The sequence below is a fragment of the Agarivorans albus genome (assembly GCF_019670105.1).
GTDB lineage: Bacteria > Pseudomonadota > Gammaproteobacteria > Enterobacterales > Celerinatantimonadaceae > Agarivorans > Agarivorans albus.
On record NZ_AP023032.1, the window covers coordinates 3880315 to 3893091 of the forward strand.

The following is a 12777-nucleotide window of genomic DNA, read 5'->3' on the forward strand; positions in this document are numbered from 1 at the left end:
AAGAGATACGCCGTGATTGTCAGAACATTATCTGCTGCTTTTTTATCGCTTGCCCTCGCCTTCCCTGCTTTTGCTCAAACTCGTTACATCTCTGACGACTTATATGTCTTCATGCATTCTGGTCCTAGCAACCAATTTCGAATTGTGGGTAGCGTTAACGCAGGTACTAAGATCAATCAGGTTGAATTCAACCAAGAAAACAAATATGCCAAAATTGTTTTAGAGAATGGCCGCGAAGGCTGGGTAGAAGCTAAATACCTTAATCGCTCTCCAGGCTTAGCTGCTCAATTAGAACAAGTGAAAAGCCAATTAGAAAAAAGCCAAACTGCGCTTAAGCAGCAGCAACAAGACAGCGGCGCAGCCTCTGCCGAACAAGCTGAGCAAATTGATGCCCAGCAACAGCAAATAGAACAACTTCAGCTTACTAACGATCAGTTAAACGAGCAGCTAACACAAATTAGCCAGCAAAATAACGCCATCCAACATGAGTTAGACACCAAAGATGAAGCGGTGCAAATGCAGTGGTTTATGCGAGGCGCAGGTGTAGCGGGTATTGGTTTAATTCTAGGTATATTGCTGCCAATGATCCCTCGTCGCAAAAAGCGCGATAATCAGTGGATGTAATCGCTGTTATTTTCCCATTAAAAAAGGCGCTTAGTGCGCCTTTATTGTTAGCCCTACTTTTTTGTTAACCCCAATCTGACAAAGCATTCAGTCGACATAAGTTACCTGCTACCCGCAGCACAATGTCATCAAGACGAATCGCCACCAACTCGATGTTCTTGGTAACAAAATCGCCTTCTACCAACTCTTTATCATTAAGAGTGACATAACGACGGTTCGGATCTGACGAAAATACATGCGAGTTAAAGGTAATGGCTGGTACCAATTTTTGCACCTCTGGGTCGAGCGCCCCAACCATGGGGGCATTGTCATAGGTACTTGGGTCAAGCTCGGCGTCCCAGCTTAAGGTATTGGTTGCTTGCACAGCCGCAGCAAAGCGTTGCTCTAAGCCCTTTTCTTCTGCCGAGCTAGGCTTGGCTGGTGCCGACTGCTGCACTGGCGCAGGCTCACTGGCCAGCACAGTAGAGCGGGCGTTTGGCGTAGCCAGTGGCTCTGGCGCTTGATACTGCGGAATAGGTGCATTTAATAAGGTTTCAAACTGCTTTTGGCGTAGTGCTAGCAAATCAACCTTTTCTAGCCCTTCTAATTGAGGCAAAGGCAACAGCTCAATCTCTAACTTAGGCTCAACCACCCGAGAGACCCGCATTATTGGTTTGGTTTCTAACTCTTTAGTTACAGGCTGAACCGCAGCCTCAACGTTAGCTGGCGCGGTATCCTTGTTTGATTGCTGCCACAACCAAAAACCGCCAGCGCCTAAAGATAAGGTGAGAACCGAACTTAGCACTGCGGTTAATACTGGATTAACTGGCGAGGGCGCAACTAAAGCAACCGCTTCGTTTGGCTGACTACGGCGCTGTGCGTCTAAAATACTGGACATTAGTTCAACTCCTGCAAGCGCGGTTGATCAACGTAAATCTGTTGGTTAAGACGTAATAAAGTAAATACACCAGCTATGCCATCGGCACTAAGGCGATTTTGCTGCTGGAACTGCTGCACTTGACGGCTTAACTGGGCATCAAAATTAAAGGTTTTGCGTGGACGCTGTCCTTGAATTAACGACAAGCTTTGCTCTAGCCAATAAACTGCTTCGCCTTGGTTGCCCTGTTTAAGCACCCCAGTAAAGCCTGGGGGTTGCTTCCAGAGTACTTGAAACTCGCCATTCCAACGTTGGCCAAACCAAGATCGGCTAACCATAATTGCACGGTCACCCATCCATAGTTCTAATTTAGGTCCCCAATGACGCACCACCGCATAAAAATAGTGACCATCTTCCTCTAGCTCAACTACAGCGGGAAGGTTCACTTCACGCAAAGCCCGCTCGCCGCCTGTAAGGTTTAAACAATATAGTTCTAAGCTTGTTACTAGGTTGCAGTTTGCTTGCGCATTCGCCACATCGTAACCCCAAGTACGCAACAATAATTGCCAAGAGCGCGCTGGCAAGCTGTTGTTCGCTCGTAGTTGCTGCCACTCTTGCTTAATTGCTTGAATGTCATCTTCGCTTTGTTCCAGCACTGGAGCAGGTTCTACAGCAACAATCTCGGCTGGGCGCTCAACAACTGGCGCAGCTATCGGCTGGTTTTCTATTTCAACTGCTGGCGTTTGCTGCAAGATAAACCAAGCCGCCACGATCAAGCAGCCTAATAAAGCACCACTCAATACATAGTTAAGGTTAAAGCCTTGAGACTTCGGCTCGCCCAAGGCCACTTCTTCAATCGCTTGGTTAAGCGCTTTTTTGTCTACCTGCATTTGGTCGCGGCCGTAGGCGGCTAACAGCGCGCGGTCGCATAGCAAGTTAATCACTCGCGGAATACCGTCAGCAGCCTTAAACAACTGCTTAATCACCGAGGGAGCAAATAGAGGGCGTTCACACCCCGCCACCATTAAGCGGTGGCGCACGTAGGCTTCTACTTCATTTACGGTTAATGGTAGCAAGTGATAGCGAGCGGTAATACGCTGAGCCAATTGGCGTAAAACAGGTTGCTTAAGCTTTTGTTGCAGTTCGGGTTGGCCAATTAATACTACCCGCAATAACTTGCGCGTATCGGTTTCAAAATTGGTTAATAGCCGTAATTGTTCGAGGACTTCTACCGACAAGTGCTGCGCTTCATCAATCAGCAGCATAGTATTGCCGCCTTGGAAGTGGTTCTCTAACAAACGCTGGCGAATAGCATCACCAAAATCTTTTACGCTAAAAGAGTCACGGTCATATTCTATGCTCAACTCGTCACACACTGTGGCTAACAACTCTAGTTCGGTAAGGCTTGGGTTTAACACCAAGGCCACTTGGGTGTTTTCGGGCACTTGTTTAAGCAAGGCGCGCGACACCGTGGTTTTGCCGGTACCAACCTCACCAGTAAGCAATACAAAGCCACCAGTCTCGCCCAAACCAAAGGTAAGGTGAGCCAAGGCTTCTTTATGACGCTCGCTCATAAACAAGAAATCAGGGTTTGGCGCTATTGAAAAGGGACTTTCCTTTAAGCCAAAGTAATCCAAATACATTAAACCGCTATCCTTTCACCGATTATGGCTGCCACTTATATTACAAGTCGCAATCCAAGCCCTATTGAGCATTGATAGGTGTATAATACCCCCACGCAAGGCGTTTGTGGATATTAGTTAACGAGGAGTGATAAGTGGAAACCTATTTAGTCGGCGGAGCAGTACGAGATCAACTACTAGGTTTACAAGTAAAAGACCGCGATCACGTTGTGGTTGGCGCCACTCCCGAACAAATGCTGCAACTTGGCTACAGCCAAGTAGGCAAAGATTTCCCAGTATTTTTGCATCCTCACAGCCAAGAAGAATATGCATTGGCGCGCACCGAGCGTAAACAAGGCACAGGCTACACTGGTTTTAGTTGTGATTTTTCCGATGATATTCGCTTAGAAGACGATCTCTTACGACGCGACCTTACCGTAAATGCCATTGCCCGCGCAGAAAATGGTGAGTTAATTGACCCTTACGGTGGCCAACGCGACTTAGATGCGAAGCTACTACGCCATGTATCGCCCGCCTTTGTAGAAGATCCGCTGCGGGTATTACGAGTTGCCCGCTTTGCCGCGCGTTTCCATCACCTAGGATTTACAGTTGCCGATGAAACCATCGAGTTAATGCGAGAAATCGCTCACTCGGGCGAATTAGCCAGCTTAACCCCAGAGCGTATTTGGCGAGAACTAGAAAAAGCGCTTGGCAGCCAATCACCACAAGTATTTTTTGCAGTATTGCGAGAAGCAGACGCACTGGCAGCCTTAATACCAGAACTGGATGATTTGTTTGGTGTACCAGCCAGCCCTAAATGGCACCCAGAAATAGACACCGGTATTCACACCTTAATGGTAATAGAGCAAAGTGCTAAACATGGCTATAGCAACCTAGTGCGCTTTGCAGCTTTGTGCCACGACTTTGGTAAAGCCTTAACCCCTGAAGAAAAGCTACCTTCTCATCCAGGCCACGGGCCTAAGGGGGTAAAGTTAATTAAAGCCTTTTGCCAACGCATCAAAGTACCTAACGAGTACCGAGATTTAGCGCTACTTGTCGCTGAGCATCACATTACCATTCACAGCGCTTTGGAACTTCGTCCCGAAACCGTATTAAAGCTGTTTAACCGCTGCGATGCTTGGCGCAAACCAGAGCGTTTTACCCAAATACTAGAAGCTGGTGTAGCCGATATTCGTGGTCGTTTAGGTTTTGAACAAAACGATTACCCTGCTTACAACTATTTGCTATCGCAGCTCGAGGTAGCCAACAGCGTGAATATTCAAGCCATTGTGCAACAAGGTTATAAAGGTGAAGCGATTCGCGAACAGGTGCACCTAGCGCGGCTTAAGCTGATTAAGCAAGAAAAGCTGCGTTATTTACAGCATCTTGAGCAATAAGCTGACTGAACAGTAACCAAGCCAAGCAGTTCATTACAATAAAAAAAGCACGCCCATTGGCGTGCTTTTTTTGTTCAAACTTAAGGTCGTTTAACTTAAGACTAAAAAGGCAAACAAAGTAATTCCCAGTAGCATGCGGTAGATAACAAACGGCTTCATACCTACCTTGTTAACCCACTTAATAAACAAGTGAATACAAGAATAAGCACTGATAAACGACACCAATATACCCAGCGACATAGCCGACCAATCGATATCCACCGGATTATCAGCCATATCTTTGCCCATAAGAACACAAGCGCCAACAATTACCGGTATAGACATTAAAAATGAAAAACGCGCCGCGGCTTCACGGGTTAAGCCCAACATTAAGCCTGCTGTAATTGTTATACCACTCCGCGAAGTACCAGGAATAATCGCTATCGCTTGTGCAACACCCACAAACAGCGCTTGTTTCCAGCCAATTTTGTACTCGTCGTGCACTAACTTAGCTTGCGAATCGGCCCACCATAACAAAGCACCAAATACGATGGTGGTAGTTGCAATCACATACGCAGAGCGCAAGTACTCTTCAATCAACGATTTAAACAAGCCGCCAAACAGTACCGCAGGAATAGTGGCTAAGATAATTAACCAAGCAAGCACAGCCTCGGGGCTGCGGTTACCAGTAAACGAGCTTAACCACGCTTTAAGCATGGCCCATACTTCTTTTCTAAAGTAACCCAATACGGCAAACAAACTACCTACGTGCACCGCTACATCAAAGGCAATCCCCTGATCATCCCAACCAAAAATCTGCGAGGGCAAAATTAAATGGGCAGAACTGGAAATAGGTAAAAACTCGGTCAAACCTTGGATCAAAGCCAAAAAAATGGTCTCAAATGTACTCATTCTTGGTTCCTTGCTGCTAAAAAATTAAAAGTTGAAACTCTCTACAAGAGTGAGCACTTGGCTACTATGATCAAAATCTTGCCATAGTTGCGTGTAAGTTTGATGAAGCGTTGGATGTACCAACTCGCCAGCAATATCTGCCAGCGGCTTTAATACAAAAGCACTTTTACTTATCTCGGCTCTGGGTAATACACAGGGTGAATCTACCACTAAGTGGTTATATAAAAGAATATCGATATCTAAGGTGCGTGACGAGTACTTTTGCGCATCCATTGCCCGCCCGTGTTCAAATTCTATCCGTTTAATCGCTTCAAACACCGCTTGTAAGGATAAAGGGCTAGTAAATTTAGCCACCAAATTGTAGAACTCGGGCCCATCAAAACCCAAGGCTGGGCTTTCATAAACTGGGCTTAAAGTTAACTCGCCAAATTGTGCGCGTAATGCAGCCACTCCTTGTTGGATGTATTGCTCACGTTCAATGTTACTGCCAATGCCTACAAAAATATCGGCCATTACGAAGCGTAATCCTTTTGCTCACGTTCAATCTGCACACCCACGTTGCTAGCAAATGGAACGGCTCCGGGTTTATTGATAGTGACCTTAAGCCACGGCACAGAAAACTGCTGAATCACTAAGCTCGCCACTTTTTCGGCCACGGTTTCAACTAACTCGTGGGCTTGCCCAGTAACGAGATCACTCACCGCTTGACTCACCGAGGCGTAATCGAGCGCTAGCGATAAATCATCATTTTGGGCGGCAGGTTTGTTATCCCACGCCATTTCTAAATCGATAAGCAACTTTTGCTTAATCTCTTTTTCCCACTCGTAAGCACCGATGGTGGCTAATACGGTGAGATCTTTAATAAATACTTTATCCATAGTTCTGGCTGCTGTGCTGCAAACGTGCTTATTAGCCTTAGCTAAAAAAACAGCGTATGATTTGACCTTTGAGAGAGCGCGATAATACCGCAATTCGGCAATTGGTGGAATGCTTCTAAGCTAATGGGTTTACTCGGTTTATTTTTTATTACGGCAGCTTATTTGCTGGGTTCTATATCCAGTGCCGTACTAATATGTCGAATTTACCGCTTACCCGACCCTCGCCAACACGGCTCAAACAACCCAGGTGCCACCAACGTTTACCGCATCGGCGGCAAAATTCCTGCAGCATTAGTATTAGTATGTGACCTATTAAAAGGCATGGTGCCAGTTTGGATGGGTTACTACGCGGGACTAGCACCAATAGTATTGGGATTTGTAGGTATAGCTGCATGCTTAGGCCACATGTACCCCATCTTCTTTCATTTTGAAGGTGGCAAAGGTGTCGCAACAGCCTTAGGTGGCGTACTGCCAATTGGCTTAGACTTAGCAGCTTTACTGATAGTAACTTGGATTATTACCTTAAAACTGCGCGGCTATTCATCGTTAGCTGCTATTGTGAGTGTAAGTTTAGCGCCTTTATACACTTGGTTAATCAAACCTGAATACACTCTCCCCGTAGCGATGCTAGCCTGCCTTATTATTATTCGCCACCAGGGCAACATTACCCGCCTGCGCAATCACACCGAAAGCAAAGTAGTCAATAAAGACCAATAAAAAAGCGCCTATTTAAGGCGCTTTTTAACATCTAAATCGCTTTAGCAGGCGGTAACTCATCAAGCGGCCAACGAGGCATCGCTTTTACTGATAAACCTTCGGTTTGGCCTGCTTTAAAACGCTGCATACCTGCGTAAGCAATCATAGCGCCATTGTCGGTACAAAACGCTGGCCGCGGGTAATACACTTTACCCCCACGCGATTCTAGTAACTCACCGAGCTGCTCTCGCAATGATTTATTGGCGCTTACACCACCGGCAATCACTAAGCGTTTTAAGCCAGTTTGCTTTAAGGCGCGACGACACTTAATGATTAAAGTTTCAACCAAGGCTTGTTGGAATGCTAAGGCAATATCTGCTTGGGTTTGTTCATCTTTGCCTTCGGCATCGATGGTGTTTTTAGCAAAGGTTTTAAGGCCGGAAAAGCTCATATCTAAACCAGGGCGATCAGTCATTGGCCTAGGAAAAGTAAAGCGGCCTGGTGTGCCCTTTTCAGCCAAACGGCTTAGCGCTGGGCCACCTGGATAATCTAAACCTAATAACTTGGCGGTTTTATCAAAGGCTTCTCCAGCTGCGTCATCAATAGATTCACCGAGAATTTGATATTCACCAATGCCGTCCACTTCTACTAATAGAGTGTGACCACCGGAAACCAGCAAGGCTAAAAAAGGAAACTCTGGTGGGTTGTCTTCTAGCATTGGGGCTAACAAATGCCCTTCCATATGGTGAACCGGCACAGCAGGTTTGTTCCACGCCATCGCAATACTGCGCGCTGTTAGCGAGCCAACCAATAAAGCCCCTACTAAACCTGGGCCAGCGGTGTATGTTACTGCATCAATATCATCTGCCGTGCATTTGGCATTCGCCATCGCTTCTTTTATAAGAGGAATGGTTTTACGAATGTGGTCGCGCGAGGCCAACTCTGGTACTACTCCACCATAATCGGCATGTAATTTAACCTGACTGTAAAGAACGTCGGCCAATAAACCTTGTTGGTCATCATAAATGGCCACGCCCGTTTCATCACACGACGTTTCAATACCTAGTACACGCATAATCTTGCTTTTCCTGCTTAGTTACTGGCTTAAAAATAGGTGTTTTTAATGCTTAAGCCCGCTTAAAATCGCAGCTATATTACTTGCTAGCGGCTTATTTCACCAGAGGATTACAAATAGGCTTTACATTGCCCCCTAGTTCGGCTTAAAATTCCGCACCATTTTTAAACACTCAGGCTGATTTTTGTTCGGCCATTAATAAACCGGAAGGTGATAGGCATATGCCAATCGTTAAAGTACGTGAAAACGAACCATTTGACGTAGCTCTACGTCGTTTCAAGCGCTCTTGCGAGAAAGCAGGTATTCTTTCTGAAGTTCGCCGTCGCGAGTTTTATGAAAAACCAACTACAGCTCGTAAACGTGCTAAAGCGTCTGCTGTTAAACGTCACGCTAAGAAATTGGCTCGTGAAAACGCACGTCGCGTTCGCTTGTACTAAGCGCTGTTAATAACCTATGTCATTAAAAGCAACCTTACAAGATGAGCAAAAAGCAGCAATGCGCGCCAAAGACAAGTTTCGTCTTGGCACACTGCGTATGTTGCTTGCGGCTGTTAAACAGGTAGAAATTGACGAGCGCATTACTTTAGATGATGACCAGATCCTGAGCATCATTGTTAAACAAGTAAAACAGCGTAAAGACGCAGCTGAACAATTTACAGCTGCCGAACGTCAAGACTTAGCTGATAAAGAACTTGCCGAGATTGAAATCTTGGAAGCGTTCCTTCCTCAAGCGCTTAGCGAACAAGAAGTAGCCTCGTTAATCGAAGCTGCTATTGCTCAAACCGGCGCTGCAGGAATGCAAGATATGGGTAAAGTGATGGGCATCCTGAAACCTCAGGTACAAGGCCGTGCAGACATGGGTGCTATTAGCGCCGCTGTCCGCAGTAAACTAGCCTAAGCTCGTCCCTTAGAATACTCGAACAAGCCGTGTTCTCATTGAGTTCACGGCTTGTTTGTTTTTAATTTTCGCTGAAGATGGTAGTGAATGGCTGGAAGAATACCGCAACAGTTTATCGATGATTTATTGGCTCGTACCGATATCGTAAGCCTTATCGACCAACGTGTGCGTTTAAAAAAAGCCGGCAAAAACTACTCAGCGTGCTGTCCTTTTCATAATGAAAAATCCCCCTCTTTTACCGTAAGCCAAGACAAACAGTTTTATCACTGCTTTGGTTGTGGTGCCCACGGCAATGCCATCAGCTTTTTAATGGAATACGACAAACTGGAGTTTGTCGATGCCATTGAAGATTTAGCCAGCCAAATGGGTGTGGAAGTAGAGCGTGAAAACAGCAACAACAGTAAATTTGATAAAGAAAAAAGCCAACAACAACGCCAAGCCAGTAAAGACTTATACGAACTGATTGGTCACGCCAGCCGCTTTTTTCAGCAGCAACTACGTACTAACCCCAACAAACAACAGGTTATCGACTACCTAAAAAGCCGTGGCTTAAGTGGCGAGGTAGTACAACGCTTCTCCATTGGGTATGCGCCCGATGAGTGGGACGCGCTAGGCAAAGCTCTTGGTGGCTCTAAGCAGGCCAGCCAACAACTTGTTGATGCCGGATTATCGATAGAAAACGACAAAGGCCGCCGCTACGATCGTTTTCGCGATAGAGTTATGTTTCCAATTCGTGATAAACGTGGCCGCTATATTGGCTTTGGCGGGCGAGTATTTGGCGACGGCACACCAAAGTATCTAAACTCACCAGAGACCAGCGTATTTCATAAAGGGCGTGAACTCTACGGCCTTTACGAAGTGCGCCAAGCGCATAAGCAAATACCACAAATACTAGTGGTAGAAGGCTATATGGATGTGGTGTCTTTAGCCCAATTTGAGATTGACTATGCGGTTGCCTCACTAGGTACCTCTACTACTCCAGAGCACCTACAAACGCTATTTAGAACTAGCAACCAAATTATTTGTTGCTACGATGGCGACCGTGCAGGCCGCGACGCAGCATGGCGCGCCCTAGAAAACGCCCTACCGCATTTACGCGACAACGTAGAACTTAAGTTTATGTTTTTACCTGACGGGGAAGACCCAGACACTTTGGTTCGCCAAGAAGGTAAAGACGGCTTTGAACAACGCATGCACAAGGCCATGCCTTTATCACGCTTTATGTTTGAGCGTTTAAGCCAAGAAATCGACGTCACTACAGATGCGGGCAAAAGCCATTTAGCAGCCCGCGCTTCTGAGCTAATTAAGCCGGTCCAAGCTGAATTTTATCGCGAAATGCTCAAGGGCGAGTTGGCCAAATGGTTGCGCTGGGATAGTAACCGCTTAACTAAGTTTTTTGCCGCAAGCGACCCCAAGCCCCAAAACACGCAGGCCAACACCCTCAAAATCACCCCAATGCGAAAAGCTATTGCGATGATTTTGCAACGACCTGATATTGCTAATGAGTTGCCGCCTTCAGAACAACTAAAGCAAGTTAACATTAAAGGCATGCCACTGTTATTGGCGCTCATTGGCGAGATACACAAAAAGCCCGAGATAACCACTGGCCAGCTGCTAGAACGCTGGCGCGAACAGCCTGAGCAAAAACATTTGAGTGCACTGGCAGGCTATAATTTAGAAATTGACGAATCAGGCTACCCAGACGAGCTGCAAGATATTATTGCCAGTTTTGTGGAGCAACTGCTGTTGCAGCGTTACGAGCAACTCAATGTTAAGTCACTGCAAGGTACACTTAGCGTAGAAGAGAAATACGAAATGCAGCAATTGGTAGTGGAATTAAAGCCTTAATTGGCTTGTTTAAGGAATAAACAAAAAGTTTTTGGTTAAATGCCCTTGATATAGAAATTTTAACCCATACTTGATATAATTCTTCGTTTGCGCTTGCAGCGCTTACGTTTATGGTTTTGCTAGCTTAATCTACTTCGGATGACATCTATGGAACAAACCCCACAGTCTCAACTCAAACTCCTTCTCGCAAAAGGTAAAGAGCAAGGCTACTTAACTTATGCAGAGGTAAACGACCATTTACCTGCTGATATCGTAGATTCCGATCAAGTTGAAGATATCATTCAAATGATCAACGACATGGGTATTCAGGTACATGAAAATGCACCCGATGCCGATGACTTATTGTTGGCCGAAAATACTACCGACGAAGACGCCGCCGAAGCGGCAGCCCAAGCACTTGCTACGGTAGAATCAGAATTAGGCCGCACCACTGACCCAGTGCGTATGTACATGCGTGAAATGGGTACCGTTGAACTACTTACCCGCGAAGGCGAAATCGACATTGCCAAGCGCATTGAAGAAGGTATTAACGAAGTTCAACGCAGTGTTTCTGAGTATCCAGAAACCATTTCTATCTTGCTTGAAATGTACGACCAGTACCAAGCAGAAGAACTAAAAATTAGCGATATTGTAAACAGCTTCATCGACGAAGACGAAGTAGCCGAAGCCGCACCAACTGCGACGCACATCGGCTCAGAGCTTGAAGAAAAAGATCTTGAAGACGAAGATGAAGATGAAGACGAGGAAGAAGAAGACACCGGTCTTGACCCAGAATTGGTAAAAGAGCGCTTCGACACCTTACGTGAGCAGTACGAAAAAACTCACGCCGCTATCGAAAAGCACGGCCGTATGTCTGCCCGTGCCACTAAAGAGATTTTTGAGCTAAGCGAAATTTTCCATACTTTCCGCCTAGTGCCAAAACTGTTCGACAAGCTAGTAGCCAGCATGCGTACCATGATGGAACGTGTGCGTACTCAAGAACGCCTAATTCTTAAGCTGTGTGTAGAGCAAGGCAAAATGCCAAAACAAGCATTTGTAAAAGCCTTCTCTAAAGACGAAACCAGTGAAGAATGGTTTAACGAGCACAAAACCTCTGCTAAAGATTACGCCCCCGCGTTAATGGAAGTAGACGAAGAAGTGCGCCGTTGTATCTTCAAACTAAAAAGTGTTGAAGAAGAAACTGGCTTAACCATTAACAACATTAAAGACATCAACCGTCGCATGAGCATTGGTGAAGCAAAAGCTCGCCGCGCTAAGAAAGAAATGGTTGAAGCTAACCTGCGTTTGGTAATTTCTATTGCGAAGAAATACACCAACCGTGGTTTGCAGTTCTTAGACCTTATCCAAGAAGGTAACATTGGCCTAATGAAGGCCGTAGATAAATTTGAATACCGTCGTGGTTACAAATTCTCTACTTACGCGACTTGGTGGATCCGTCAGGCGATTACTCGTTCTATTGCGGACCAGGCACGTACTATTCGTATTCCGGTTCACATGATCGAAACCATTAACAAGCTAAACCGTATTAGCCGTCAAATGCTTCAGGAAATGGGTCGCGAGCCTACTCCAGAAGAGTTGGCAGAGCGCATGTTAATGCCAGAAGACAAGATCCGTAAGGTACTTAAAATTGCTAAAGAGCCAATCTCCATGGAAACACCAATTGGTGATGATGAAGATTCGCACTTAGGTGACTTTATTGAGGATACCACCCTGTCGATGCCAGTAGATGCAGCAACAGGCGAAAACCTCAAGTTTGCCACTCAAGAAGTACTAGCAGGCCTAACCCCGCGTGAAGCTAAAGTACTACGCATGCGTTTTGGTATTGGTATGAACACCGACCATACGTTAGAAGAAGTTGGCAAACAGTTTGACGTAACCCGTGAGCGTATTCGTCAGATTGAAGCCAAAGCACTGCGTAAGCTTCGTCACCCTTCTCGTTCTGAGCAGCTACGTAGCTTCTTAGACGAATAGGCGAGCTAAACGGCGAATAAAT

At 45.9% G+C, this 12777-nt stretch carries 13 protein-coding genes; 7 read left to right on the top strand and 6 right to left on the bottom strand.

What is annotated here, in order from left to right; translation table 11 throughout:
- Positions 1-12: 12 nt before the first annotated feature.
- Positions 13-624, top strand: coding sequence for a TIGR04211 family SH3 domain-containing protein (locus K5620_RS17580; protein ID WP_016401670.1), 612 nt, complete (start codon positions 13-15; stop codon positions 622-624).
- A 64-nt stretch (positions 625-688) separates the two neighbouring features.
- Here the strand turns inward: K5620_RS17580 and K5620_RS17585 are convergent, their stop codons facing one another.
- On the bottom strand, positions 689-1501 hold the full coding sequence (locus K5620_RS17585) for a general secretion pathway protein GspB (protein ID WP_016401671.1): 813 nt from the start codon (positions 1499-1501) through the stop codon (positions 689-691).
- Positions 1501-3123, bottom strand: coding sequence for an ExeA family protein (locus K5620_RS17590; RefSeq protein WP_016401672.1), 1623 nt, complete (start codon positions 3121-3123; stop codon positions 1501-1503). Before K5620_RS17590 ends, K5620_RS17585 begins: the two co-directional genes overlap by 1 nt.
- Before the next feature lie 134 nt (positions 3124-3257).
- On the opposite strand from K5620_RS17590, the gene K5620_RS17595 reads away from it, so the two are divergent.
- On the top strand, positions 3258-4499 hold the full coding sequence (locus tag K5620_RS17595) for a multifunctional CCA addition/repair protein (RefSeq protein ID WP_016401673.1): 1242 nt from the start codon (positions 3258-3260) through the stop codon (positions 4497-4499).
- Between the two features lie 90 nt (positions 4500-4589).
- Here the strand turns inward: K5620_RS17595 and K5620_RS17600 are convergent, their stop codons facing one another.
- Genes K5620_RS17600 through folB form a run of 3 tightly spaced genes read right to left on the bottom strand, consistent with a single transcriptional unit; the run spans position 4590 to position 6268 of the window.
- Entirely contained in the window at positions 4590-5390 is an 801-nt protein-coding gene (locus tag K5620_RS17600) for an undecaprenyl-diphosphate phosphatase (protein ID WP_221077407.1), read from the bottom strand.
- A gap of 24 nt (positions 5391-5414) precedes the next feature.
- The gene (gene folK / locus K5620_RS17605) at positions 5415-5903 is read right to left on the bottom strand and encodes a 2-amino-4-hydroxy-6-hydroxymethyldihydropteridine diphosphokinase (RefSeq protein WP_016403349.1); all 489 of its coding nucleotides are present in this window, start codon (positions 5901-5903) and stop codon (positions 5415-5417) included.
- Entirely contained in the window at positions 5903-6268 is a 366-nt protein-coding gene (gene folB / locus K5620_RS17610) for a dihydroneopterin aldolase (protein WP_016403350.1), read from the bottom strand. Before folB ends, folK begins: the two co-directional genes overlap by 1 nt.
- Before the next feature lie 123 nt (positions 6269-6391).
- Between folB and plsY the strand changes: the two genes are divergently transcribed.
- Positions 6392-6985 (top strand): glycerol-3-phosphate 1-O-acyltransferase PlsY, encoded by a 594-nt coding sequence (gene plsY / locus K5620_RS17615; RefSeq protein ID WP_016403351.1) that lies wholly within the window; start codon positions 6392-6394, stop codon positions 6983-6985.
- Positions 6986-7016: 31 nt separating this feature from the next.
- Here plsY and tsaD read toward each other — a convergent pair whose 3' ends face one another.
- Positions 7017-8039, bottom strand: coding sequence for a tRNA (adenosine(37)-N6)-threonylcarbamoyltransferase complex transferase subunit TsaD (gene tsaD, locus K5620_RS17620; RefSeq protein WP_016403352.1), 1023 nt, complete (start codon positions 8037-8039; stop codon positions 7017-7019).
- A gap of 221 nt (positions 8040-8260) precedes the next feature.
- Between tsaD and rpsU the strand changes: the two genes are divergently transcribed.
- The 4 genes from rpsU to rpoD all read left to right on the top strand — a co-directional run bounded on the left by rpsU (position 8261) and on the right by rpoD (position 12755).
- Positions 8261-8476 (top strand): 30S ribosomal protein S21, encoded by a 216-nt coding sequence (gene rpsU, locus K5620_RS17625; protein ID WP_016403353.1) that lies wholly within the window; start codon positions 8261-8263, stop codon positions 8474-8476.
- A gap of 16 nt (positions 8477-8492) precedes the next feature.
- A complete protein-coding gene (locus K5620_RS17630) occupies positions 8493-8936 on the top strand; it encodes a GatB/YqeY domain-containing protein (RefSeq protein WP_016403354.1) in 444 nt (147 codons plus the stop codon).
- An 87-nt stretch (positions 8937-9023) separates the two neighbouring features.
- Positions 9024-10784, top strand: coding sequence for a DNA primase (gene dnaG / locus K5620_RS17635; RefSeq protein ID WP_016403355.1), 1761 nt, complete (start codon positions 9024-9026; stop codon positions 10782-10784).
- 147 nt (positions 10785-10931) lie between these two features.
- Entirely contained in the window at positions 10932-12755 is a 1824-nt protein-coding gene (gene rpoD / locus K5620_RS17640) for an RNA polymerase sigma factor RpoD (protein ID WP_016403356.1), read from the top strand.
- Positions 12756-12777 lie beyond the last annotated feature (22 nt).

Excerpts from the sequence above, each read along its gene's own strand:
- K5620_RS17585 (WP_016401671.1), bottom strand. The coding sequence starts at position 1,501 with ATGTCCAGTATTTTAGACGCACAGCGCCGTAGTCAGCCAAACGAAGCG.
- K5620_RS17590 (WP_016401672.1), bottom strand. The coding sequence starts at position 3,123 with ATGTATTTGGATTACTTTGGCTTAAAGGAAAGTCCCTTTTCAATAGCG.
- K5620_RS17600 (WP_221077407.1), bottom strand. The coding sequence starts at position 5,390 with ATGAGTACATTTGAGACCATTTTTTTGGCTTTGATCCAAGGTTTGACC.
- folK (WP_016403349.1), bottom strand. The coding sequence starts at position 5,903 with ATGGCCGATATTTTTGTAGGCATTGGCAGTAACATTGAACGTGAGCAA.
- folB (WP_016403350.1), bottom strand. The coding sequence starts at position 6,268 with ATGGATAAAGTATTTATTAAAGATCTCACCGTATTAGCCACCATCGGT.
- plsY (WP_016403351.1), top strand. The coding sequence starts at position 6,392 with ATGGGTTTACTCGGTTTATTTTTTATTACGGCAGCTTATTTGCTGGGT.
- tsaD (WP_016403352.1), bottom strand. The coding sequence starts at position 8,039 with ATGCGTGTACTAGGTATTGAAACGTCGTGTGATGAAACGGGCGTGGCC.
- rpsU (WP_016403353.1), top strand. The coding sequence starts at position 8,261 with ATGCCAATCGTTAAAGTACGTGAAAACGAACCATTTGACGTAGCTCTA.
- K5620_RS17630 (WP_016403354.1), top strand. The coding sequence starts at position 8,493 with ATGTCATTAAAAGCAACCTTACAAGATGAGCAAAAAGCAGCAATGCGC.
- dnaG (WP_016403355.1), top strand. The coding sequence starts at position 9,024 with ATGGCTGGAAGAATACCGCAACAGTTTATCGATGATTTATTGGCTCGT.
- rpoD (WP_016403356.1), top strand. The coding sequence starts at position 10,932 with ATGGAACAAACCCCACAGTCTCAACTCAAACTCCTTCTCGCAAAAGGT.